At 64.7% G+C, this 23,944-nt stretch carries 22 protein-coding genes and 1 pseudogene; 13 read left to right on the forward strand and 10 right to left on the reverse strand.

Annotation, left to right across the window (positions count from 1 at the left end):
* Nucleotides 1-8 precede the first annotated feature (8 nt).
* Nucleotides 9-371: pseudogene (locus tag LXM90_RS30215) on the reverse strand (DUF6481 family protein).
* A 104-nt stretch (nucleotides 372-475) separates the two neighbouring features.
* Nucleotides 476-685 carry a cold-shock protein gene (locus tag LXM90_RS30220; RefSeq protein ID WP_020096551.1) on the reverse strand — a complete coding sequence of 70 codons (210 nt, stop codon included), beginning with the start codon at nucleotides 683-685 and terminating at the stop codon, nucleotides 476-478.
* A 1,186-nt stretch (nucleotides 686-1,871) separates the two neighbouring features.
* Here LXM90_RS30220 and LXM90_RS30225 point away from each other — a divergent pair.
* Complete coding sequence (locus LXM90_RS30225; protein ID WP_020096550.1) at nucleotides 1,872-3,983, forward strand: TonB-dependent receptor; 2,112 nt, start codon at nucleotides 1,872-1,874, stop codon at nucleotides 3,981-3,983.
* 364 nt (nucleotides 3,984-4,347) lie between these two features.
* Here LXM90_RS30225 and LXM90_RS30230 read toward each other — a convergent pair whose 3' ends face one another.
* Nucleotides 4,348-5,376, reverse strand: a complete 1,029-nt coding sequence (locus tag LXM90_RS30230) for an IS110 family transposase (RefSeq protein ID WP_042675006.1) — start codon at nucleotides 5,374-5,376, stop codon at nucleotides 4,348-4,350.
* 410 nt (nucleotides 5,377-5,786) lie between these two features.
* Here LXM90_RS30230 and LXM90_RS30235 point away from each other — a divergent pair, with 410 nt between their 5' ends.
* The 4 genes from LXM90_RS30235 to LXM90_RS30250 all read left to right on the forward strand — a co-directional run bounded on the left by LXM90_RS30235 (nucleotide 5,787) and on the right by LXM90_RS30250 (nucleotide 9,719).
* Nucleotides 5,787-6,107, forward strand: a complete 321-nt coding sequence (locus LXM90_RS30235) for a hypothetical protein (RefSeq protein ID WP_128083415.1) — start codon at nucleotides 5,787-5,789, stop codon at nucleotides 6,105-6,107.
* Between the two features lie 34 nt (nucleotides 6,108-6,141).
* Complete coding sequence (locus tag LXM90_RS30240) at nucleotides 6,142-6,393, forward strand: hypothetical protein (RefSeq protein ID WP_020096575.1); 252 nt, start codon at nucleotides 6,142-6,144, stop codon at nucleotides 6,391-6,393.
* Between the two features lie 38 nt (nucleotides 6,394-6,431).
* A complete protein-coding gene (locus LXM90_RS30245; protein ID WP_234083215.1) occupies nucleotides 6,432-8,996 on the forward strand; it encodes a CheR family methyltransferase in 2,565 nt (854 codons plus the stop codon).
* Between the two features lie 321 nt (nucleotides 8,997-9,317).
* The gene (locus tag LXM90_RS30250; RefSeq protein WP_234083218.1) at nucleotides 9,318-9,719 is read left to right on the forward strand and encodes a DUF6894 family protein; all 402 of its coding nucleotides are present in this window, start codon (nucleotides 9,318-9,320) and stop codon (nucleotides 9,717-9,719) included.
* A gap of 333 nt (nucleotides 9,720-10,052) precedes the next feature.
* Here LXM90_RS30250 and LXM90_RS30255 read toward each other — a convergent pair whose 3' ends face one another.
* Nucleotides 10,053-10,628 (reverse strand): TetR/AcrR family transcriptional regulator, encoded by a 576-nt coding sequence (locus LXM90_RS30255; protein WP_234083221.1) that lies wholly within the window; start codon nucleotides 10,626-10,628, stop codon nucleotides 10,053-10,055.
* A 113-nt stretch (nucleotides 10,629-10,741) separates the two neighbouring features.
* On the opposite strand from LXM90_RS30255, the gene LXM90_RS30260 reads away from it, so the two are divergent.
* From LXM90_RS30260 to LXM90_RS30275, 4 genes are all read left to right on the forward strand, one after another.
* Nucleotides 10,742-11,440, forward strand: coding sequence for a glutathione S-transferase family protein (locus tag LXM90_RS30260; protein WP_020096568.1), 699 nt, complete (start codon nucleotides 10,742-10,744; stop codon nucleotides 11,438-11,440).
* Between the two features lie 58 nt (nucleotides 11,441-11,498).
* A complete protein-coding gene (locus tag LXM90_RS30265) occupies nucleotides 11,499-11,873 on the forward strand; it encodes a tautomerase family protein (protein ID WP_020096569.1) in 375 nt (124 codons plus the stop codon).
* Between the two features lie 319 nt (nucleotides 11,874-12,192).
* Complete coding sequence (locus tag LXM90_RS30270; RefSeq protein WP_020096570.1) at nucleotides 12,193-12,744, forward strand: RNA polymerase sigma factor; 552 nt, start codon at nucleotides 12,193-12,195, stop codon at nucleotides 12,742-12,744.
* On the forward strand, nucleotides 12,741-13,445 hold the full coding sequence (locus LXM90_RS30275; RefSeq protein ID WP_020096571.1) for an anti-sigma factor: 705 nt from the start codon (nucleotides 12,741-12,743) through the stop codon (nucleotides 13,443-13,445). Before LXM90_RS30270 ends, LXM90_RS30275 begins: the two co-directional genes overlap by 4 nt.
* Nucleotides 13,446-13,540: 95 nt before the next feature.
* Here LXM90_RS30275 and LXM90_RS30280 read toward each other — a convergent pair whose 3' ends face one another.
* The 6 genes from LXM90_RS30280 to LXM90_RS30305 all read right to left on the reverse strand — a co-directional run bounded on the left by LXM90_RS30280 (nucleotide 13,541) and on the right by LXM90_RS30305 (nucleotide 18,837).
* On the reverse strand, nucleotides 13,541-14,110 hold the full coding sequence (locus tag LXM90_RS30280) for a fasciclin domain-containing protein (protein ID WP_234083224.1): 570 nt from the start codon (nucleotides 14,108-14,110) through the stop codon (nucleotides 13,541-13,543).
* Nucleotides 14,111-14,391: 281 nt separating this feature from the next.
* Nucleotides 14,392-15,659, reverse strand: a protein-coding gene (locus LXM90_RS30285) for an IS3 family transposase (protein WP_234083226.1) whose coding sequence is annotated in 2 segments (ribosomal slippage) — nucleotides 14,392-15,335 and nucleotides 15,335-15,659 — 1,269 coding nt in all. Because the reading frame shifts where the segments join, the coding sequence is not laid out codon by codon here.
* A 306-nt stretch (nucleotides 15,660-15,965) separates the two neighbouring features.
* Nucleotides 15,966-16,871 carry a sigma-70 family RNA polymerase sigma factor gene (locus tag LXM90_RS30290; protein WP_042675012.1) on the reverse strand — a complete coding sequence of 302 codons (906 nt, stop codon included), beginning with the start codon at nucleotides 16,869-16,871 and terminating at the stop codon, nucleotides 15,966-15,968.
* A gap of 95 nt (nucleotides 16,872-16,966) precedes the next feature.
* On the reverse strand, nucleotides 16,967-17,383 hold the full coding sequence (locus LXM90_RS30295) for a cupin domain-containing protein (protein WP_020095491.1): 417 nt from the start codon (nucleotides 17,381-17,383) through the stop codon (nucleotides 16,967-16,969).
* Nucleotides 17,384-17,423: 40 nt separating this feature from the next.
* The gene (locus LXM90_RS30300; protein ID WP_020095490.1) at nucleotides 17,424-18,173 is read right to left on the reverse strand and encodes an SDR family oxidoreductase; all 750 of its coding nucleotides are present in this window, start codon (nucleotides 18,171-18,173) and stop codon (nucleotides 17,424-17,426) included.
* A 208-nt stretch (nucleotides 18,174-18,381) separates the two neighbouring features.
* Nucleotides 18,382-18,837: a carboxymuconolactone decarboxylase family protein gene (locus LXM90_RS30305; RefSeq protein ID WP_020095489.1), complete on the reverse strand. Its 456-nt coding sequence runs from the start codon at nucleotides 18,835-18,837 to the stop codon at nucleotides 18,382-18,384.
* Nucleotides 18,838-19,219: 382 nt separating this feature from the next.
* Between LXM90_RS30305 and LXM90_RS30310 the strand changes: the two genes are divergently transcribed.
* From LXM90_RS30310 to LXM90_RS30325, 4 genes are all read left to right on the forward strand, one after another.
* Nucleotides 19,220-20,026, forward strand: coding sequence for an IclR family transcriptional regulator (locus LXM90_RS30310; RefSeq protein ID WP_042675017.1), 807 nt, complete (start codon nucleotides 19,220-19,222; stop codon nucleotides 20,024-20,026).
* Between the two features lie 200 nt (nucleotides 20,027-20,226).
* Entirely contained in the window at nucleotides 20,227-21,408 is a 1,182-nt protein-coding gene (locus tag LXM90_RS30315; RefSeq protein ID WP_083916306.1) for an aminotransferase class V-fold PLP-dependent enzyme, read from the forward strand.
* A 105-nt stretch (nucleotides 21,409-21,513) separates the two neighbouring features.
* Entirely contained in the window at nucleotides 21,514-22,845 is a 1,332-nt protein-coding gene (locus LXM90_RS30320; RefSeq protein WP_234083228.1) for a dicarboxylate/amino acid:cation symporter, read from the forward strand.
* Between the two features lie 86 nt (nucleotides 22,846-22,931).
* Nucleotides 22,932-23,828, forward strand: coding sequence for an amino acid ABC transporter substrate-binding protein (locus LXM90_RS30325; RefSeq protein ID WP_103986526.1), 897 nt, complete (start codon nucleotides 22,932-22,934; stop codon nucleotides 23,826-23,828).
* Nucleotides 23,829-23,944: the final 116 nt, after the last annotated feature.

Genomic DNA, 23,944 nt, shown 5'->3' on the forward strand with positions numbered 1-23,944 from the left:
AGTCCGGGCTACCGGCGTGCTCTTGCCTTGCGAGCTGCGAAGCGTGCATCGCGCGCGATCTTCTGCTGAGCAGCGAGTGCAGCTTGCCGTTCTGCTTTTTCGGCGGCCTAGCGGACGAGTTCCGCCGCGGCACGCTCCTTTGCGGCCAGGGCTTCAGCCTCGCGCTCAGCTTCCCCTGCCAAGCGGGCTATGTCCCGCTCGTTGATCCGCACCTCTCGTGCCTGAACGATGGCTTGCCGCGCGGCCTGCCGTGCGAGAACGGCCGGATCATCCAGTGCAGGGCGTGCCCGGAACCGGGCGAGTGTGGCCTGCCGTGCTTTGGCAATTGCCTCAAGACGATCAACAAGCTGGTCTGTTTTGAATTGTCCCACGAACATTCCTTGTGCGCACCACGGCTCAGCCGGGTAGCGAGAAACAGATGAAGCCGCTCCCGAGGGAACGGCTTCGAAGCTCGTCATAGCTAGACGAGTGAGGCTCAAGCGGCCTGAAGGCTGCCGGCGGACTGCTTACCCGTGCGGCGGTCGGATTCCATCTCGTAGGAGACCTTCTGGCCCTCGACGAGGTTGTTCATGCCGGCGCGCTCGACGGCGGAGATGTGGACGAACACGTCCTTGCCGCCGTCATCCGGCTGAATGAAGCCGAAGCCCTTGGTGTCGTTGAACCACTTAACGGTGCCGATGGTCATAGGTATTCCGTATCATTATAGGCAAACAAATAGGTCGAACGCATGGGTCACACGCGCTCGGTCGATAGTCGTCGAAAATGGGAGAGATGCAGAGCGCTCGCCCTGTTGAGGCGATACGGCCGAATGTCTGGCCAAAAGTCGATTTATGATCTGTACGCCATTCGCGGGATAATCACAACCGTAAATCCGATTTGCAAGAAATTGGTTGTCGTTGCCGGTATTCCAGGCCTTGCCGTTACGATTTCTTGGGCACAACCATAGATGATGGGGACTCCCATTTGAGGGTCTGACACCTGAACCATCGGAGTTGCAGATGCCTATCAGCAGGGTGCCGCACGGCGATTTTCGGGAAGGTTTCGCAGTCGGCTTCCAACTTATCCAGGGGACAGCTGTTGCCCCTCCGGCGGCGCCAGCTGAGCCCGATGCGGTCGCCGGTACGACGCGGTTCCTCCTCGGCATCCGAGCCGGAATCGAGGCGGCTGGTGGCAAGCTCTCATAGTCGCGCCCGCGCGCGCCATGAGCCGCCAGCCGAGCGCATCGTCAGCCGGCCAGTTCCTTTTAGAACCGAGCCACAGCCATCGGCCGCGTGACGGACTGAAGCCGTGCGCGGAGCAGCGGAAATCCGTCCGCTTTGCTAACGGCCCTTCCCCGACGCAGACTGGCATCTTTCGGCCATGTCCTGCCGGGGCCAACGGCCCTCAGAGCGTCTCAAATGGGTGGATTTCCGCCGGACCGCTTCCAAGCGGGAAGGCAGAGAAACGGACATCCCCCTTGGATGGCACCTAGCCTCGGTGCAGACAATATCGCACCCTTTTCTGTCTATATATACTCCATACAAAACAAAAAATGGATCCATCTTGAAAGACTTTACATCTCGAGCATTGAATCTATGACGACTCAACGGTCGATGGCATATGAATTTTATGATTGTAATTATTCCATTATAACAATGAAACATCTGAGCAACAGAGTCAGAATTTGCCCTTTCGTAGACGCTTCCCGGATTGCTTAGCTAGGCAGGGCGCGCAAGTAACGAACGCGAGGAAAGTGTCAGAGACGAGCCCCCTCTTAATTTATATCTATCCTGAGTTGAGTTGAAATGCAGCGTCTAGAAATCCGTGCCACCAGACTTAAGACTGGGCGAGAACTCGGCGTTTGGCTTGCGCTTCTTGGCTCGATTAATGGCATGTCCGGCGCCATCGCACAGGAGGTGCAGCTCGATGAACTCTCGGTAGAAGCGCGAGGGCAGGGACGGAACGTTCCGCTCCCTTCGACCGCGATCGTTGGACTCCCGCCATCCGCATACCCCGGCGGCGTAGTCGGCTCAGGCTCGCGGCTCGGGCTACTCGGCAACCGCAACGTCTTCGATCAGCCCTTCAGCTCGACCAGCTACACGGACAAGCTCATCCGCGATCAGCAGGCTCGCAACGTTCAGGACGTGGTCAACAACGATCCGTCCATCCGCACCAATGTACCGGCCTTCTCCGGCATCCTCGGCTTCTTCATCCGCGGATTTCCGGTCTTCGCCCAGGACATTGCCTTCAACGGGCTGTTCGGCGTGGCCGATGCGTTCAACCCGGCGATCGAGCCGATCGAGCGCGTCGAGGTGCTGCGCGGGCCGTCCACGCTGCTCTCCGGCGTCCCGCCCTTCGGCAATATCGGCGGCATCATCAACCTGATCCCGAAGCGCGCCGGTGAGGAGCCGCTCAACCGCGTCACCCTCGGCTACAGCTCGGACGCCCAGGTCTACAAGGCCGTCGATGTGAGCCGCCGCTTCGGCGACGCGAAGGAGTGGGGCATCCGCTTCAACGGTGCCTTCAACAACGGCAACACCCCGATCGACAATCAGAGCGTACATTTCGGCCTCGCGGCCCTCGCCCTCGACTATCGCGGCGAGCGCCTGCGGGCGAGCCTCGATCTCGGATATCAGGAACTCGACTTCACTTCGCCGCTGCGCAACCGCAACGTGGCGGCAGGCGTACGCATCCCCCGCGCGCCGGACCTGACCCTGAACCAGCAGCAGCCGTGGGAGTATCGCGACAGCGCCAACCAGCAGCTCGCCACGCGGATCGAGTACGACCTCACGCCCGATCTCACCGTCTACGGTGCCTACGGCGCCTCGAACTTCCGGCAGGAGTACTTCGGCGGCGTCCTGACCATCTTCAACGCCCGCGGCGACTATCGCGACCCGGTCAGCTACCTGCCGTTCCACATCGTCAACCAGACGGCGGAGGCGGGACTGCGCGGCACCGTCGAGACTGGACCGATCAAGCACAGCTTCGGCCTAGCCGCGGTCGGGTTCTGGCAGGACCTCGCCCAGCCGCCGGCGCAGAATGCCGGCGCGCCGATCGTCTCGAACCTCTACGCTCCGGTCTATCTCCCCCCACGCTCGACCCTCGGCCTGTCGGATGCGACGCCGCGCACCTCGAGCCGGATCAACCGCAGCATCGCCATCGCCGACACTCTGTCGGTCTTGGACGACCGCGTGCTGCTCACCCTCGGCGGTCGCTGGCAGAGCCTCGACGTGAACTCGTACAACCCAGTCACGGGGTTCCGGACCGGTTCGAGCGAGAGCGGTGCATTCTCACCGGGGATCGGCCTCGTGGTGAAGCCGTGGGAGCGCCTCTCGCTCTACGCCAACTACATCGAGGGCCTGACATCCCCGGCTCCGCCCGTGAACGCCGTCAACGCCACCGCCGCCTTCCCGGCCTTCGTCTCCCGCCAGACTGAGGTCGGCGCCAAGTACGATTTCGGTGCCGTCGGGGTCGGCTTCGCCGCCTTTGAGATTGAGCAGCCGTCCGGCTTCCTCGATGCCCGGACCCTCGTTTTCTCGGTCGACGGGCGCCAGCGCAACAGCGGAGTCGAGCTCACCGTGTTCGGCGAACCGGCGCCGGGCATCCGCGTCCTGGGCGGCGTCAGCCTGCTCGACGGCGTGCAGGTGCGTGCCCAGGATCCTCGCAACATCGGTCGCGTCGCAGTGGGCGTGCCGGACGTGCAGCTCAACCTCTACGGCGAGTACGACCTGCCGCCGGGCTTCATCCCAGGCCTGACGGTCACCGGCCGGGTGATCTACACGTCGGCCCAGTACTACGACCTAGCCAACAGCCAGAAGATCCCGGATTGGGCGACTCTCGATGTCGGCCTACGCTACGCTACCACATTCCAGGACCGCCCGCTGACGCTTCGGGCGAACGTCGTCAACGCAACCGGCAACAACTACTGGGCGTCGACAGGTCGAGGCATCCTGAGCCAGGGCACGCCGCGGACGTTCCTGCTCTCGGCATCAATCGATTTTTGACGATGAGGTTGTCTTAACGGCGGCTTTCGGAAAACCCTGAAAACGACCTCAGCATCCGACATGGGTCGATAGGAGGATGGCCGCTCAGGGTGGTTTCCTGCCCGTCCTGTGTGGATGGCTCCCGCATTGCAAGTGGCGAATTGAGCTTCTGACGCGTTGGTCGGGTGCAGTCTTGTGTCCGGCCTGTCGATGCAGTCGTTCATGTTGACCGCTGGCCCTGATGGTATCCGCGAGCTGGGTCCCACTCTGCTTTGCGGGCTATGACGCCCTGGACAGCCGGCGGGGTGTCCCGGCTCCCGGTCTGACCGGTTCGCCATCAACTCTCATCGTCCTCGCAACCTGGAAACGTCTCCTTTGCGTGCTGTCAGGCAGCCCTGGCCGCCGGTGCGCGGTAGGTGCCGCCGCGGGTCATGATCGCCCAGGCGACCCGCGCCGTGCGATTGGCCGCCGCCACGGTCACCACGCGCACCGGCTTACGCTGCAGCAGCGCCGGCAGCCGCGGGTCGACCGAGGTCGGTGTCGTCTTCGCACGCCGGATCAGAGAGGTCATGCCGACTACGAGCAGCCGGCGCAAATAGCGGTCGCCCATGCGCGAGATCCGGCCCAGGCGCTCCTTGCCACCACTGCAGTTCTGCAGCGGTGTCAGGCCCAACGAGGCCGCGAACTGCCGACCGGAGCGGAAGCGTTCGGGCTCGCTCACCGAGGCGGCCAACGCGGTTGCCGAGACGATGCCGACACCCGGGATCGTCGCAAGGCGCTGCGACAGGTCGCTTTCCCGGTACCAGGCCAGCAACTCCTTCTCCAGTCGGGTGAGTTGGATCTGCAAGGCACCGATCTGATCGGCCAACCCGGTCACCTTGCGCTGGGCTAACGGCGGCACCTCGGCCGCGTCTCCGGCCGAGAGCCGGGCCGCCAGTTCGAGCGCGTGCCGCAGGCCCCGCGCCATCTCGATCCCAAACTCAGCGAGCAGGCCGCGGATCATGTTCACCAGCTGCGTGCGTTGCTTGACCAGCAGGTCGCGCGTCCGGTGCAGCGCCAGCGCCGCCTGCTGCTCGGTCGACTTCACCGGCACGAAGCGCATGCTCGGGCGCGTCACCGCCTCACAGATGGCTGCGGCATCGTTCGCATTGGTCTTACCGCGCTTCACGTACGGCTTCACGTAAGCCGGCGGCATCAGCCGCACGTCGTGGCCGAGCTTCATGAGTTCCCGGGCCCAGTGATGCGCCGTGCCGCACGCCTCCATGCCGACCAGGCAGCGCGGCAGCCTGGCGAAGAACGGCACGACCTGCGCCCGCCTCAAGGCCTTGCGCACGACGACGTGCCCAGCTGCATCGACGGCGTGAACCTGAAAGATGCTTTTGGCCAGATCGATGCCGACGGTGGTGATCTCCATGGGGATGGCTCCTGCATGAGCGTGGCTGCTGCTTCGACAGCGACCACATCTTGGCATCGAGATGCCGTCAGTCGGAGCGGGAGCCATCCACCCCATCTGCTTCCGGATAGCGGTCGCATCAAGCGGACCTAGCCGCGGGGACCGCTCACGACCCTTCTCGGAACCTCGGAAGGTCCGCTTTGCGGTCGGTTGGCGTATACTGACCTCGAAATTTGACGCGTGTCCTCGCAGTCCCTCGCATATGCGAAAACGTTGATAACATACCTACGATAGATGCTGGCGTTTGATCCTTGCAATCGCCATCGAAATCGATATTCGGATTGCTACATCTGGAAATTGAGCGCACGGTGCCAGAGGCTACGCAGCAGTGATCTTGATGCGGGCATGCCGTGCAACTCGGAGTGCTTCTGATGGATCGCCCCCGTGCAGATCGATGCCTCGAAGTTGCCCGTGAGTTGCGCGCGGCGGCCGAGGAGACGCGTCGGACGCTTCAAGCCTCACGCGATTTGGTGCGGCGCTCCCGCGAGCAAGCCGTCACCGGGCCGTCGGCAGCCGGCGACGACCCTGGTCCATCGAAACATTTGGTGACGTCTCTCATCGAGGCCTACGAGGCCGCGGACGACGATCCTGACCCTCAGACCCGTCTGCTCCTCGGCCGCGTGCTCCATCATGTCGGCCGTCGCGTCGCCGGCGTGATGGGGCCGCGGGCAGCCGGTATCGCTTTGCAATGATCGCCTTGGCGTAAGGATCAGCGGAGAAACCACGATGAACGGTGACGATCCGCAGGACGACGAGCGCGGTGCGCTGGTTCGCATCGCCCGTACGCTGGGCGTCCCGGTTGCGACCTTCCTGACGGCCGATCCTACTGATACTCCGGATATCGAAACGGTCGTTGAGGGCCCTGATCATCTCGCAGAATTCGTGGCCCTGCTGCGTCTGTTCGTGCGGCTGAAGAGCCCCGAGGCCCGGGCGCGCTGCCTCGCCTACGTCGTGCAGGAAGCCACGCACGACAGCTGATCCGTGCGTCCGTCCTCGACATCGGGCCAGAACGCGTGATGCTGGGACCTGTTGCACGGCGCGGCATTGATCCGAGGGCTAAGAACGCGGTGATAGACCAGGACCACTTTCCGATCGTCGGCATCGGCGCGTCCGCGGGCGGCATCGAGGCGATGCGGGGCTTTTTCCGCGGGGTGCCGGAGACGCTGAGAGCCGCCTTCGTCGTCGTCACGCATCTCGGCCGGGAGCACAAGAGCCTGCTCCCGGACGTGCTGGCCCGGTTCACGCCGCTCAAGGTCGAGGCCGCCGCCGACGGCGTCCTGGTCGCGCCGGGCACCGTCTACGTCATGCCGTCCGGTTTCGTCATGGGCATCGCGGGCGGGCGGCTGACATTGACGCCGCTCGGCCCGGCGAGCCGCGAGACCAAGCCGATCGACATCTTCCTGACCACCCTGGCCCTCGACCAGGGCGAGCGTGCGGTCGGTGTGATACTGTCCGGCGGCGACGGCGACGGCGCCATCGGCATCAAGGCGATCAAGGAGCACGGTGGCCTGACCCTGGCCCAGACCGCGGATAGCTACGGCCCCGAGACCGCCGACATGCCGCTCAGCTCGCTGCGGACCGGCTTCGTTGATTTCGGCGAGACGGCCGAACGGATGGGCGACCTGATCGCCGCGCACGTCGCCGCCGCGCCGAACGCACCGGATGCGCAGGCCGACGGGGTCGCGCGGGAGTTCGAGGCCGAGCTCCTCACCGAGATCTTCGCCATCCTCCGCCGGCAGGTCGGCCACGACTTCTCGGGCTACAAACCAAGTACCTTCGGGCGCCGCCTGCAGCGGCGCATCGCCGTCGTCGGCGCGTCCGGACTGGACGGCTATCTCAAGCTGCTGCGGGCTGACCCGGCCGAGGTTGGGGTGCTCTTCCGGGACTTGCTGATCGGTGTGACAAACTTCTTCCGCGATACCGCTGCCTTCGAGGCCCTGACCGCCCAGGTCATCCCAAAGCTGTTCGACGCACGCGCGGCGACCGATGTCATACGGATTTGGGTGCCGGCCTGCTCAACCGGTGAGGAGGTCTACTCTCTGGCCATCCTCCTGCGCGAGCACATGGTCACCCTGGCGGTTCCGCCGCGCGTGCAGGTCTTCGCCACTGACATCGACGAGCGCGCGCTCACGGTCGCCCGGACTGGCCGCTACCCGATGGCCTACCTGTCCGCCGTCTCGCCTGAGCGGATCGGGCAGCACTTCGTCGTCGAGGGCGACAGCGCGGTGGTCGAGAAGGCCGTGCGCGACCTTTGCACCTTCGCCCCTCACAATGTGCTGCGCGATCCGCCGTTCTCGCGCCTCGATCTCGTGTCCTGCCGCAACCTGATGATCTACCTCGGCGTCGAGGCCCAGCAACAGCTGATGCCGGTTCTGCACTACGCCCTGCGCCCGCGCGGCTATTTGTTTATCGGCATGGCCGAGAACGTGACGCGGTTCGAGGACCTGTTCGAGACGATCGACAAGCAGCACCGCATCTTCCAGGCTCGCGACGCGATCCCGCCGGCCCGGTTGCGGCCGATGTCCGGGACGGACACGCCGATCTTTGCAAGTGCGGGCCAGCCGCAGCGGCGCAACGCGACGACGCACGCCGCCCTGCGGCACGCGGTCGAGACGCAGATGCTGTCCGAATTCACGCCGCCCCACGCGGTCGTGACGCGGACGGGCGAGGCCGTGCACTACTCATCGCGGATCGGCGATCACCTGGAGGTCGTGCCCGGCCAGCCGACCCGGGAGCTGGCTGCGATGGCGCGTAAAGGCCTACGGCTGGATCTCCGGACAGCCTTGCGCGAGGCGATCGAGGGCAACACCCAGGTCGTGCGCGAAGGCATCGGCGTCGAACTGCCGGACGGCGGTTTCCAGTCGATCTCCCTTGTGGTCAAGCCGCTGAACACGCCCGGCGCGGTCGAACCGCTGTTCCTGGTCGTTTTCAACGAGGCGGCCGCGCCGGTCGAGAGGGAGCGGCAGCAGGCCCTGAAAGCGAATGAGCGGGACACGGCGCTCCAGGGCCTGGAGCGCGAATTGAGCGTGACGCGCGAACGGCTCCAGGCCGTGATCGAGGAGTATGAGACGTCCCTTGAGGAGCTAAAATCTTCGAACGAGGAACTTTACTCCGTCAACGAAGAGATGCAGGCCGCCAACGAGGAGCTTGAGGCTTCGAAGGAGGAGACACAGTCTCTGAATGAGGAGCTTCAGACAATGAATTCCGAGCTTGCGTCCAAGATCGAGGCCGTCGATCAGTTGACCGACGATCAGGCCACGCTGTTCGAGGGCATGAACATCGCGAGCGTGCTCCTGACACCGGATCTCCACATCCGCATGTTCACCAACGCAGCGGCGCAGATCTTCGGCTTGCAGCCGAGCGACGTCGGCCGGTCCTTGCGTAACTTTTCGGCGCCGATCCCCCTGGCATGGCTGGTGGACGAGATCCCGACGGTGCTGGCGGCGAACCGGCCCTCCGAGTGGACGATCGAGGGGGCGGACGGCGCCCGCTACCGGGTCCGGTTGATGGCCTCGTCCCGCAAGGGCGGCCGGAGGCCCGGGATCGTCGCCAACTTCACGAACCTGCTGGGGCAGGAATGACCGACGGATCTGCCCACCTCGCGTGGGATGTGGGCGGCCAGCACGCGCTGGTGCGATCGGAGATGCTCGACAGCGTCAGCGCGGCGGGGGAGCGGCACGGTTTGGCAGAGCCCGGCCGCGTTTGGTCTCAGGGGGCAGATCGTAACGCCGGCCTGGGCCGAACGTGACACGTCAGCTTTCAGGCAGCACAAAGATTCGAAGTTCTGTTCTCCAAGGGCGCGACTGATCGACCAAGATTTCCGCTGTACGCCCTGAACCTTGACGATCCAGATCGAATAGAGCACGCTAGCATTAAGAGGGCACCTTCATCGCGAACGGTAGATGCCTAAATACTACTTCCACCTCCGTGGTCCCGACGGTCTGGACAACGACGACGAAGGCTTGGATTTCGCCAGCGTTGAGGCGGCATATCTTGAGGCTATCAAGGCCGTGCCGGGAATGGGCTCCGATCTGGCCTCCACTTCGAAGAACCCAATCCGGTATGGCTTCGAGATCGCCGATGCGCGTGGCACCGTTCTGATGGCGGTGCCTTTCGCTGAGGTACTCGATCGCGGGCAAAAGCGCACAAAACAACCGGCCAAGCTACAGCTCCACAAATGTCGAGCGGAGATGAGGCGCACGGCAGGACTGATTGTAGAGCTTCGCGAAGCGCACGCGAAGTTGAATGTGACGCTGACAGAGACCCAGCGTCTCCTCGATATCGCGAAGCGAACTGGTCGCTAGTGGTAAGGGCAAGAAGAGGCCTCACCCATTGGAAGCGGAATGGCCGCTCTCGGGAGAGGGGCTAAGGTCTGCAGCCCACCCCGAGCCGAACTTGCGGAGCGGCCGACGAACGACCGCTTTGGAGAAACGCAAATGGCGTTCCCGATGGCTGAGTTGGGTCGATAGGAGGCCGTCCGGTTTTGCGGCGGCCCCTCTCAGAAGCGGACCGGCAGCTTTCGGCCAGCTTCTGTCTCGCCAGTAGGCTCGTCGGGATAACTGGGGTGGGTGGATTTCTGCCTGTCCGCTTATGGTCGGCAATGCATGGAAGCGGACCTTGTCCACGCGCGCTTTTAATCAGCTCGGGAGCAGTCCCGCCTCCTGATAACTCCGGACCAAAGTGTCGAACAGATTTAGGTCCGCGCGGCTTCGAGCAATGATCTGAGCTCCGGCTACAGCAGCATAGATCGCGCGAGCTCTCGTCTCGCTGTCCTTCGGCTTCGCGAGCTTTGCAGCAACTAACTGCTCGCGTAGCCAAGCGGTGTTCACGTCAGCGAAGGTCTGAACCTCCCTCAAGACCCCATCAGGCAACACGTCATATTCTGTCGCCATGAAGCTGCTGAGGCACATGCGATTGTTGCGCTCCAGAGAGAGGCGAAAAATGCCAGGGTATTGCCGCAGCGCTTCTATCGGGCTCTGCGCATTCGTCGAAATAGCTTCAAGATCGCGTGCAATATCTTCCCAGTAGCGCCGTGCAACCGCCTCGCCGAGGATAGCCTTGTTTGCGAAGTAGTAGTTGATGCTTGCAGCCTTGATGCCGACCGCTTCCGCAAGGTCGCGAAAATTGATGCCGCCGTAGCCATAAGCCATCGCCGCTTCCCTTGCGGCCACGAGGATCGCCTCTCGCACATCCCTCTTCAACGTCGCTGCCATTTCCAACCTCCATCTGTCATATGGCAGACAGGGGTTGACAGCGCAAGATTGGGGTCATAGCTTTCTACCTGTCATCTGACAGACAGGCAATTTCTCAGGAAAGCGAGAGGACGATGTCCGACAAGCTCAAGCTCTACACCTCACCCTCGGCCTTCCCGAACCCGCAGCGACTGCGGATCTTCATGCACGAGAAGGGCATCGCCGACCGCTTCGACGCGACGATCTACGACATGTCACCGGTGGGCGAGCAGCGGGGCTGGAAGCACCTGAAGATGAACGCCTGGGGCGAGACGCCGACCCTCGCGCTCGCGGATGGCTCCTATCTCAGCGAGACCTCCGCAATCGCTCGCTACCTCGACGACACGTTCGAAGGCCGCAAGATCATGGGCGGGACTGCGCACGAGCGCGGCCTTGATCAGATGTGGGACAACCGGGTGTGGGTGCACATCCTCTATCCCATCGTCACCGCCTTCCATGTCCTGCACCAGGGTCTGGGCCCGAAGCTCGAACTGACCAGCAACCCCGCCTGGGGCGAGCATTCCCGCAAGGTGGCATTGACGCATGCTGGTCTCGTCGACCGGCATCTCGCCGACGGCCGCGAGTGGTTGCTGGGAGGCGATCAGCCGACGTTCTCGGACATCACGCTGGCGACGGCCATTGCGTTCTCCAAGTTCCCGGTGAACGCCACTCCGCTCGATGAGCGCTTCGAGCATCTCGATGCTTTCTGGCAGCGCTGGCAGACCCGGCCGACCTTCCTGGCCGCCTATGCCGACCGGAGCAGCGGTGTGCCGGAGATCGACAATCGTACCTGAGCGTCCGGCGGTCGGTCCCGGCTGCGGGCCGACCGCAATCCTGCCCGAGGAGGTCATCATGCCTTTTGCACGTATCGATCTGATCCAGGGGAAAAGCCCCGAGTACCGCACTGCTTTGGCGGACATCGTCTATCGAGGCATCGTCGACGTCCTCAAAGCACCCGATGGCGACCGCTTTGTGGTGGTTGGCGAGCACACAGCTGACAACCTCATCTATGATCCGCAATTTCTTGGCTTCAATCGGTCCCCAGACTTCATCTTAATCCAGGTAACTAGCACCGTCGGCAAAAAGAAGGATACTAAGTTTGCTTTCTATCGTTTCGTCGCCGACGAGCTGAAACTGAAGCTGAGCGTCAGACCAGACGACATCATGATCAACATGGTCTTTGTCGACAAGGAGGAATGGTCGTTCGGTGATGGTCAGCCGTGGTAACGACTTCCAATATCACCTCGGTCCTCAACTGCAGGGCCGCCGGTTGATGACCGCTTTTGGGAAGCGCCGACGGTCATCGTAACAACTGGCATGGGTCGACCGCGGAAAGTCCCTTTGCGAGGGATCGGTCAACCTCCGCATCCCGCCCTCAGCGACATCTCCGCAGCCGCCGCTCCGAGGATTTTGAAAGCGGCCACCTCGAGGCCCACTCAGCGAGGCTAGCGCGCGTGAGGGATCGTCACGGCTAGGCAGTTTGGGTTAAAGCAGCATCCGGTTGGGCGTCCGACAGAAGGCGCCTGGGAGTTTGTAGGGAGCCAACTTGGCCGACGACGCCACGCTGCGCCGACTGCTCGCTGGTATCGCCCGGGGCGAGGCAAATCGGCTGGCCGAACTCTACGATCTCACGAGCCCGAAACTTTACGGCCTGATCCTGCGTATCCAGCGTGACCGTGGCTTGGCCGAGGACGTGCTTCAGGACGTCTACATGCGCATCTGGCAGGCCGCGGGCAGCTACAAGCCCGAGGCCGGCCCGCCGCTACCGTGGCTCTGCACCGTCGCCCGCAATCGCGCCATCGACAGCGTACGGCGGAAGGTCGAGCATCAGGGCCCGGAATTGGATACCGGCGAGGATTGGGTGGCGCGGCTGATCGATCCGCACGATGGGGCGGCAGATTTCATGGACCGGAACGCCCTCCTGGCCTGCCTCGGCCGTCTCGACCCCAAGCACCGGGACTGCGTCGTGCTGGCCTATTGCGAAGGGCAATCTCGGGAGGAGTTGGCGCGGCACTTCGACCGGCCGGTCAACACCATCAAGACTTGGCTGCACCGGTCACTCGCAGGCCTCAAGTCCTGCCTGGAGGCTGTCTCGTGACCGGCAGCGGCCAGCCCGGCATGGACCCGACGTCCGAGCATGACATGCGCGCGGCCGAGTACGCCCTCGGGACACTCGACGCGCGGGAGCGGGCGGCGCTGGAGCGCGAGGCGAGCCAAGACCCCGGCACAGCCAGCCGCATCCGCGAGTGGGAGCGGCGCCTGGCGCCGCTGATGGAGGCCGTGCCACCCGTGGCGTCGCCGCCGCGGGTCCGCGAAGCGCTGCTGCGCGCGCTGCCAGACGCGACCGACGTAGCGCGAGGTGAACTTCGCCGCCTGTGGCGGCAGGTGAGGCGCTGGCGGATCGCCGCGGCAGGGTCAGGCCTGCTCGCCGCGGGCCTCGCGCTGTTCGTGGCAGTCGGCCCGTCACGAACCCCGGCGGGAGGGCGCTATCTGGCTGTCGTGCAGGGAGGCGGGGCGCTGCCGGCGCTGATCGTGCGTGTCGACACGCAGACCGGCCTCGCAGAAGTCAGGCCCGTCGGTGCCGACGCGCCCGCCGGGCGGAGTCTGGAATTGTGGTACGTCGGCGCAGGAGGGGCAAAGCCACTCGGCCTCGTCGGAACGGCGCCGAGTCAGGTGAGGCTCCCGCAGGACACCGCACCGGACGGGGTAATCGCGGTCTCGGTCGAGCCGCCCGGAGGCTCACCGAGCGGCCAACCCACGGGTCCGGTGATCTACACCGGCAAGCTCATCGCCGAATGACCGGGCGCGGCGGGCACGCCTGCCGGCGCTCGCGTGATCTGAAAGGCCACGCGCTGTCGAAGCCCGCAGCCCTCACGGGCCGCGGGCACTGCGCGTTACGGCATCAGCACGGCGTTGATGACGTGGATGACGCCGTTCGACTGCATGACGTTCGGGATGGTCACCGTGGCGGTGTTGCCCTTCTGGTCGGTGACGAGAACCTTCTTGCCCTGCACCTCGACGGCGAGTGGTTCGCCCTCGACGGTGGTCAGCACGCCCTGTCCACCACCCTTCTTGGCCAGCGCCATCAGGTCCTTGGCGGTGTAGACACCCGGGACCACGTGATTGGTCAGGATCTTCGTCAGCGTCGCCTTGTTCTGCGGCTGCACGAGGCTTTCCACCGTGCCCGGCGGCAGCTTGGCGAAGGCGGCGTTGGTCGGGGCGAACACCGTGAACGGGCCCAGGCCGTTCAGCGTATCGACGAGGCCCGCGGCCTTCACGGCAGCGACGAGGGTGGTGTGATCCTTCGAATTGACCGCGTTCTCGACGATGGTCTTCTGGGCGTACATCGGCGCCCCGCCGACCATCGGGTTCTTGGCGTAGGCCGCGCCGCTGGCTCCGAGGCTGAGCGCGAGGGTCAGGGCGAGCGCCTGGGCCGTGCGGCGGCCGGTGTTCTGAGTGAGCATCGTCTTTCCTTCAGTCCGAACCCCGATGAACGGGGCAGTGTGGGCCCATACGAGGCCATCGGAGAGAAAGTTTCGCGGGATGAAGGCAAACGGCTGGGAGGCGATCGCCTCTGCTCCCATTCCGTCTGGACGAACCTGACATCGCCACAGACGGCGATTTTCAGCATCTGTCTTTGGTTCAAGGATCACGGTCCGAATGTCATCCCGAGCCGAAGTTGCCGGAAGGCTGACGAACGGCCGCTTTTGTACCGCCTGCGGATTGTGAGACACCGATCTGAAGCCTACGCGGCAATGGCCGCGGGTGGTAGCTGCGCAGCGCGGATATCGGCCGGTGGCCGGAACCCGTGTCGCTCGATCAGCCAAGTCTCATTGTAGAGATCCCGGAACGCCAGCAGGCCGTGGCGCAGATCCTCGACCGTATCGAAGTGCTCGACCCACAACAGGTTCTCCTTGAGGGTGCGGATGAAGCGCTCGGCGCAGCCATTCCCCTCCGGGGCGCGCACGAAGGCGGGCGAACTCGCGATGCCTAGGAACGCGAGCTCCGCCTGGAAGGCGTCCGCCATGTACTGGCTTCCGTGATCGTGCCGGACGCTCAGGCCGGAAGCGATCTCGGCCGCGAAGCCGCCGAAGCGCTGCCGCACCCCTTGGCGGATCGGCTCCAGCGCCTCGAAGCGCGTGGCCCGGCGGGCCGCATGGATGCCCACGCACTCGGCCGAGCAGTGATCGATGGCCACGAACACCGCGACCTGCCCCTCGGCCGTCCAGGTGGTGGTCAGGTCGGTGCCCCACATCGTGTCGACCCTGTCCGGGATGATGGTGCCGTCGTGGTTGCGCGGACCGCGCGGCGTACCGACCCGCGTGGGGGCCAACAGGTCGTGGGCGCGCATCAGGCGCAGCACCCGGCGCTTGGAGGTGCGCACGCCCTTCATGCGCAGCCGTGCCCAGACCTTGCGATGGCCTTCGCCGTGGAAGGGGCTGTCGGCCAGGATGGCGCGGATCCGCATGAGCAGTGCGGCATCCGGCATCGCCCCGACCGGGCCGGGCCGCCGCGCGGGATCGGACCCGGCCTCCGATCCGAGCCCTGAGCGGGGCGGTGAGAGATGCCGGTGGACGGTGGCGCGCGACACGCGCCAGATCCGGCACACCCGAGCCAGCCCGTAGACGCTGCCGCTGGCCGGCGAGACGGTCCGGCTCATGGCCGCGACCGCCTGCGGGCCAAAGGGCCGGCGCCACGCGCCTCCAGGGCGGCGACCTTGGCCTCCAGCAGCTCGCGCTCAAGCAGCATCTCGCCGAGCTTGGCCTTGAGACGCCCGCTCTCCAGCGCGTCCGCATCGAGGGGCCGGGTGGACAGGCTGGCCTCGCCCGCCGCCAGGAAAGCATCGCGCCAGCCCGACAAGGTCGCCGCCGTCACGCCCAGGCCGCGCGAGACGCTCTCCAGGTCCTCACCACGCAGAAGCCGCAACACCGCGTCCCGCTTGCGCTGCCTGGACATGCGCCCACCCCGGCCAAGTCCGACCGCACCGGCAACCGCTCCTGTAGTCGTCGTCATCGTTCTCACCCCTGAGGCGGAGACCGTCCGCTAACGGGGTGTCTCAAGCAACCGTGGGGCGGAGGACTTTGGAGAAGCGCCGACGGCGGTCCGGGCGGCCGGGTAGGGTGGTTTTCCGTCGGTCTGCTATTGATCGGCAGCAGGGGAGAGCGGACATCGCGCCGCGCCTGCTTCCTACTGTCAACCGAAGACCAAGGGGCAGTCGGCCGCGACCTCGGCGGTTATTGCCTTCAGCCTCCAACGACCGGGGCACATCTTGAGAGGCTGAATGTCAGGCAAGCCGACCCGGGGGCGCCCGCTGCCTGATCACTGTGTCCGCGAGGTAGGGACCGGTGCCACCGCGAGCGCCTGCGCGACGTGGCGGAGCTTGTCGGGATTGCGGGTAATGTAGATCGCGGTGATTTGGCCGTCCTCGATGGCGAGCGCAGTTGTTTGGAGAACGTCGCCGCGTTCGCGGCTGATATAGCCGGGCAAGCCGTCGATCCAGACGGGTTCGAGTATCTGCGCCCAGCCTTGCCCCCATTTGCGCCGCACACCCTCGAACATGCGCAGGAGGCGGTCCAATCCAGTGATGGGGTTGATGAAGGCCAAAACCTTGCCGCCGCCATCGGAGCGCAGCACCGCATTCTCGGCGAGAAGTGTACGCAGCGCTGCGGTGTCGCCGCTGGTGGATGCCGCGAAGAAGGCCTGTGCAATCCGCTCGCCCTCTTCGCGCTCTACGGGGAAGCGCGGACGCGCAGCCTCCACGTTCCGCCGTGCCCGGACGGCGAGTTGGCGCACGGCCGCCGCCTCCCGGTCAAGCGTGTCTGCCACCTCGCCGAGCGGCACGCCGAAGACGTCGTGGAGGAGAAATGCCGCCCGCTCGAGCGGCGACAGACGCTCCAGCGCCATCATCAGCGTCAGCGTTAGGTCATCTTTGTCCAGCCCATCCTCCTGGTTCTCGACGAGTGGATCGGGCAGCCAAGCGCCGACGTAGGTCTCCCGGCGGGCGCGGGCCGACTTCATCTCGTCGAGGCAGAGGCGCGTAACGATGCGCGCGAGGAACGGATAGGGAGCAGAGACCTTCGTCTGGTCCACCGCCACCCAGCGCAGCCAGGCATTCTGCACGACATCCTCCGCTTCGCTGCGCGAGCCAAGCATGCGGTAGGCGATGCGCAACAGCCGCGCGCGATGGACCTCGAAGGTCGCCGTGGCAATTTCGGCCTGCGACATGGCCCGTTCCTCGTAAACGAAGCCGGTTGAGCGAATGTGGATGACCATCGGCTATCCTCGCCGCCTTGAACAGCTGAGTTCCCGCGCCGCCGCTGTTAGGGTCGGTCCGGCGTCGTCAACACCCGGTCAGCCGTGTCCACGACGAAGACGGCGAGGAGCTTGGAGGGCTCGATGTCGCTGGCATTAGCGCTGACACCGTGGTGATCACCGGGCATTTCGACAAAGCTCTCCCCGACGCGGAAGACTTTCTCCGGGCCGTCGTTGATCCGGCTGCGCACCTCGCCCTCGATCACAGTTGCCGTGATGAAGGCAGATGCGGCGTGGGTGTGGGACGGTGAGGACCCGCCCGGACCGTACTCGACGAGGACGCCGCGCAGGCTCTTGCCGGGAACTGAAGGTAGTGGATGGTCAAAGATCGTCGTGACCCGGGCCTCGCCCCTCGCAACATCGGCCGCAATCGCGGGAACGACGGAGACGGCAACGAGGGCGCCCAGCAGAAATGCTCTGAACATGGAAGGGCCTTTCTTCGTGGATGAGGAGAAGCGCAGCGGTTCAGGCAGCAGCGAGCCAACTCTCGAACCGCGTCGGCCCGAGCCGTGCCGCTTCCGCATGCTCGGGAACAAGCGAACCCTTATCGAGCGCAGCGCCGAAGTAGCGCGCCGCCCTGTCGGCTAGCACCTCCCGACGGTCGCCGGTGGATGCGACCGAGTGGGCGACGAAGTCGCGGAACGGCAGGCGGTCCGGCCCGGCGATCTCGATCGTCGCGTTGCACGGGGGAGCAAGCGCGACTTCGGCGAGCGCTGCGGCTACATCGGCGGCGGCGATCGGCTGGAAGTCGGCATCGGGAACAACGATGCGGTCGCCTGCGACGGAAGCCTGGGCAATCGTCGCGACGAACTCGAAGAATTGCGTGGCCCGGACGACGGTGTAGGGAAGGTCAGAAGCTGCGATCAGTCGCTCCTGCGCGACCTTCGCGAGAAAGTATCCGTTCCCCTCCAGGCGGTCCGTGCCGACGATGGATAGGGCGACGTGATGTTTCACACCCGCTTCGCGCTCCGCGGCGAGGAGGTTGCGGCCAGAGCGCTCGAAGAAGTCGAGCACCGCCGCGTCCTCAAAGGACGGAGAGTTCGACACGTCAACGACGACGTCGGCTCCGGCAAGAACTTTGGCCAAGCCTTCGCCCGTCAGCGCATTCACCCCGCTGCTCGGCGAAGCCGCAATGGCCTCATGTCCTTGTCGCGACAGTTCGGCCGTCAGATGCCTGCCGATGAGGCCGCTTCCGCCAATCACCACGATCTTCATGGTTCCTGTCTCCTTGTTCGAGAACGGACGGGGCGGCTCCTTGCCGCATTCAGGCGTCCGTCGAACAAATGACGAGGCGGGTCCGTCCCAATGTGACATGCCCCGGAAAAAATCAGCGACGTGAGACGTGGAACTGCCGCCGGAGATCGATTGACATCCGCGGGAATGGGACGGCGCTGGCGCCGCCCCTGACGGAGCGCAGAACCGACTAAATTTGTGCCTGGACCGGGAGGCGGAAGGGTGCGCCGAGGCGGTTGAACGCGTTCATCGCCGCGATGGTGATCGTGAGGTCCACGAGATCCTTGGACGCGAATGCTGTGCTTGCCGCCGCATAGGCCTCATCGGAAGCGTGCGTATCGCCGACCAGCGTGACTTCCTCCGCCCACGCGAGCGCGGCGCGGTATTGGTCAGGAAACAGGTGAGGTACCTCGGCCCAGACCGGAACCAGAGCGACCTTCTCGAACGGCATCGTCTTAAGAAGATCCCGGGTGTGCAAGTCGATGCAGTGCGCGCAGCCATTAATCTGCGACACTCGCAGAAAGACGAGATGGATCAGCTCATTGGGTAGATCGGTGTCAGTGGTGATGTAGTGATGAATGCCATAGAGCGCTTTGGCCCCCTTCGGGGCCACCTCGTTCCAGACCAATCGCTTAATCTCGCTCATGTCTCGTCCTTGTGCTCGGAGCGCCGGCGATCGACGTTCGAAGCTATGACGAACCGATCTGCACGGTTGTGACATGCGATGCCGCCTTCTCTCACAAAGCGGATCATCTTCCAGCCGAGAGCATCTACGTCCGCTTCCAAGCGGGCCGAGCAGGTAGATTGACGACCTACATGGGTCGGGTGCGGAAGGGCTGCTCGGGGTGGATTTCCGCCGGTCCGCTTTCGGGCAGAAAGACACCGAGGCGGACGCAGCCTTCCCGGAGGCGGTAGGGCGAAAGTGTGCGCTTTGAGCTCAGGTCTCGATGAGGCATCGCCGGTCGGTAGCCCTTGCATGTTCGTGCAACTAGGGCACAGCCGAGCGTAAGCCGTACGAGGAAGCCAACGTGGCCGATGAACTTGACAGGTCGCGCGACGCGCCACTGGATCGGGCCCTGGCCATCCTGACCTTCGTGGCCGAGCAGCGGAAGGCACTGTCGGCGGCCGAGATCGCCTCGGCCCTCGCCCTGCCGCTTCCCACCGCGCATCGACTTATCGGCAACCTTGAGGACCGCGGTCTAATCCAGAAGGCCCTCGGCACGAAGCGCTATGTCGTCGGGAGCACGCTGGTCACCCTCTCGGCCAAGACCATCGGGGCAGCCTTCCGCACCGTGCGGCGGCACGCGGTCCTGAGCGCGGTGGCCGACCGGATCGGCGAGCAGTGCGAGATCGGCATCGTCCGCGACAACGCGGTGGCATACGTCGACAGCGTGCAGACGAAGCAACAGCAGGGCCTGCAGTTCAATCCCGGATCAGCCGCACCGCTCCACTGCACCTCGACGGGCAAGATCTACATGAGCCGGCTGCCTACCAAGGTCCGGCAACGACTCGCCCACTCCCTTCCGCTCGCGCAGTACACTCCGACGACCATCGCGGACCCGAAGACGCTTCTCGCTCAGCTCGACGTGATCCGGCGCAGGGGCTGGGCGAAAACCAACGAGGAATACGTACTCGGCGTCGTCGGCTGCGCCGTGCCCATCGTCTCGCCGAAGGGGGACCTGATCGCTTGCCTGGGCGTGTCGGTGCCCTCCGCCCGCGTCGGCTTCGAGGACCTCGACGCGTTCATCGAGCCCCTGCAGGAAGCGGCCGCCCTCCTGTCCAGCACCATCCTGCAAGACAACGAAGATTTCGATAATTCTCAATTTTCGGAATGAAAAATACCGCTGGATGATGATCCGGCTCGACGCGTAGCGGATGTAGTGTATTTTCTTGTCATGCCACTGACATGCCCGGCTTTTGGGCACGGATTGGCAGATAAATTAGCACTGCCGCCATTCAAAGCTTGAGATGGGTCGAAGGCTCGCCGGGACTTCCGGCGCAACGCCTCGTCGCGTCTGCGCTACCGGAGGGTATCATGACCCAGCACTACGACGTCGCCGCCGTTCGTCAGGCGTTTCCGGCCGCCGAGCACGTGGTCTATCTCGACAGCGGCTTCCAGACCCCGCTCTCCCGCCCCGTGAAGGAGGCGTACGAGCGCTTCCTGCGCGAAGGGTTCGAGACCGCCGGCCCCAAGCAAGTCTGGCTCAGCCGCCTCGAAGAGACCCGCGCCAAGGTCGCGACGCTGCTCGGCGCGCAGCCCCACGAGATCGCATTCACCAAGAACACCTCGGAGAGCATGAACATCGCCGCCAACGCGCTGCCGCTGAAGGCCGGCGACAAGGTGCTGATGATCCACGGCGACCATCCGAACAACGCCTACGCCTTCCTCAACCTGAAGAAGAAGGGCGTCGAGGTCGTGTTCATCCCGATGACCCAGGTGGTGAACGCCGACAGCTTCCGCTCGCACATCGACGACAGGACGCGGGCGATCTCCATGTCGCACGTCACCTTCCACGCCGGCCATCGGTTCGATGTCGAGAGCGTCGGCGAGCTTTGCGAGCGGCACGGCCTCTACTTCGTCGTCGATGTGATGCAGGGCATCGGCGTGACGCCCATCGACGCCAAGACGATGAAGGCGACCTTCATCGGCTCGGGCACCCACAAGGGCCTGCTGGTGCCCCAGGGGTTGGGCCTGCTCTACTGGGACTCCTCCAAGATCGAGATGGAGCCGGCCTACCTCGCCGCGGCCAGCCTCGCCGAGCCGCCGACCGACTTCATCGCCCGCGAGGACAACATGGCCCTGCCGGCGACGGCGGGCCGGTTCGAGCTCGGCAACTACAACCTCCCGGCCATCCAGGGCCTGGGTGCCGCCATCGACCTCATCAACACGGTCGGCATCGAGAACATCGAGGGCCACTGCTTCGACCTCGGCGACTACCTCATCGAGCGCCTCGACGAACTCGATGTCGGCCTGGTCGGCCCGCGCGACCGCCAGCACCGCGCGCCGCATATCTACGTCATCGCCCTGCCGGCGGCAGAGTGGCTCGACTACTTCACGCAGAACGGCATCCGCGTCTCGCCCGAGCGCGACGGCATCCGGGTGTCGCTCGGGATGTTCAACACCACGGCGGACATCGATCGGCTGATCGAGGCGGTCCGCGCCCGCAACGTGCCCTCGACGCAGGCGCGCACGGCTGTGCTGTCCAAGCTCGGATAGGCCGACGGGCCTCTCCAATCCTGATCGTTTCCGGCAGCCGAGACGCAATAAAAACAAGCGCCACGCTCGATTGCCGCTCCACTCGGTGGCGCGGAGGACGACGTCATGCAGGTGAGCAGCAAACCTCACGCCTCGAACAGGCTGACCACATACATCATGGTCAGCTTGTTCCTCGGAATATCGACCGGTTACCTGTGCAACACTTTCGCGACGCCGGCCGAGGCCAAGGCAATTGCCGGGTACTTTACCATCGTGTCGGACGTCTTCCTGCGCATGATCAAGATGATCATCGCACCGCTGGTGTTCGCCACCATCGTCTCCGGCATCTCCAGCCTCGGCGCGAGTGGCGGCGCCGTTGGCCGGGTAGCCTTCAAGGCGCTGGGCTGGTTCATCACCGCCTCCGTGGTGTCCCTGTCCATCGGCCTCCTGCTCGCCAACCTCCTGCATCCCGGTCACGGCCTGAACCTGCCGCTCCCTGAAGCCAGCGCCACCATGAACCTGCAGACCGGTGCCCTGAACCTCAAGGATTTCGTGGCGCACGTCGTGCCCGTCAGCATCGTCCAGGCGATGGCGACCAACGAGGTGCTTCAGATCCTCGTCTTCTCCGTCTTCTTCGGCTTCGCCCTGAGCTCCGTGAAGACCTCGCTCGCCCCGACCGTCGCCAAGTCGATCGACGAGATCGTCCCGATCATGCTCAAGTTCACCGACTACGTGATGCGCTTCGCGCCGGTCGGCGTGTTCGCCGCGATGGCGGCCGTCATCACCACGCAGGGCGTCGGCGTGCTGGTGACCTACGGGAAGTTCGTCAGCGCCTTCTACTTCGGCCTCGCGGTTCTCTGGGTCGTCATCATCGCGGCCGGAACCGTGGTGCTCGGCGGGGCGATCAAGACCCTGCTGCGCCTGCTGCGGCAACCGATGATGATCGCCTTCTCCACGTCGAGCAGCGAGGCCGCCTTCCCGAAGATGGTCGAGCAGTTGATGAAGTTCGGCGTCTCGGAGCGCATCACCGGCTTCGTGCTGCCGCTGGGCTACTCGTTCAATCTAGACGGCTCGATGATGTACCAGACCTTCGCGGCCCTGTTCGTCGCGCAGGCCTTCGGCATCGAGATGGACCTCTCGACGCAGATCACCATGCTGCTGGTCCTGATGGTGACCAGCAAGGGCATCGCCGGCGTGCCCCGGGCCTCCCTAGTCGTGGTGGCGGCGACGATCCCCTCGTTCAACCTCCCCACCGCCGGTCTCGTCCTGCTGGTCGGCATCGACGCCTTCCTCGACATGGGCCGCACCATGACGAACGTCATCGGCAACGGTGTCGCGACCGCCGTCGTCGCCAAGTGGGAGAACGAGCTCGGCGCCCCGGTCGAGGACGATGCCGAGTTCCTGTCCCCGGTCGGCGTCGTGACGCCGACCGGCGCGGCTCAAAGTGCTTCAGCCTAGCCGACCAAACCCGTCCCGCGGCGCGCCGTGTGGTCAGGCCCCCCGAGACCCGACCGAGGTCCGTATCTATCCAGAGGAGATGATCGATGTTTCAGGGCAAGAACTTCGTACGGCTGTCTTGCGCGCTCGCACTCGGCCTCGCCGCCACGGCGGCATCGGCCGAGAGCCCGATGCTGGCCAAGATCAAGCGAACCGGCAGCGTGACGCTCGGCTACCGGGAGTCCTCGATCCCGTTCTCCTATCTCGACAACGGCCAGAAGCCCGTAGGCTTCTCCCTCGACCTGTGCGCGCAGGTCGTCGACAGGATCAAAACCGACCTCAAGCTCGACAAGCTCGCAGTCAAGCTTCAGCCGGTCGACTCGTCCAACCGCATCCCGCTCATCCAGAACGGGACCATCGACATGGAATGCGGGGCGACGTCGAGCAGCCCCGCCCGGCTGAAGCAGGTCTCCTTCACGGTCGCGATCTTCGTCTCGTCGGCGCGGTGGCTGACCAAGGTCTCCTCCGGCATCCACGACGTGAAGGGGCTCGACGGCAAGACCGTGGTCGTCACGCAGGGCTCGAACGCCACCGGCTTCGCGTTCGGCATCAAGGCCAAGGGCGGCACGTTCAACATCATCCAGGGCAAGGACCATGCAGAGTCCATGCTGACGCTCCAGAGCGGGCGCGCCGCCGCCTTCATGGAGGACGACATTCTACTCGCCAGCCTGAAGGCTCGCGCGCCCGATCCCGCCGCGTACGCCTTCCTGCCCGAGACGTACACGCTGGTGCCCTACGGGCTGATGCTGCCAAAGGACGACCCCGAGTTCAAGGCGCTCGCCGACGACGTCCTCAAGGGCATGATGGCGTCGGGTGCCTTCACCAAGCTCTACGCCAAGTGGTTCGAAAGCCCGATCCCGCCCCACAACGAGAACCTGAACTTCCCGATGTCCGACGCTCTGAAGGAGCGCGTCGCGCACCCGAGCGACTCGGTCGATTTCTGACCGGCGGCAGACGACGATGGGTTCGACGCGGCGATTGCGGGCCGAGCATTTCCGACAGGGGGCCACCCACATGTCCAAGACACAGACTGACGTGAGCCAGGACGGAAGTGCTCCGG

This window comes from Methylobacterium oryzae (assembly GCF_021398735.1).
Lineage (GTDB): Bacteria > Pseudomonadota > Alphaproteobacteria > Rhizobiales > Beijerinckiaceae > Methylobacterium.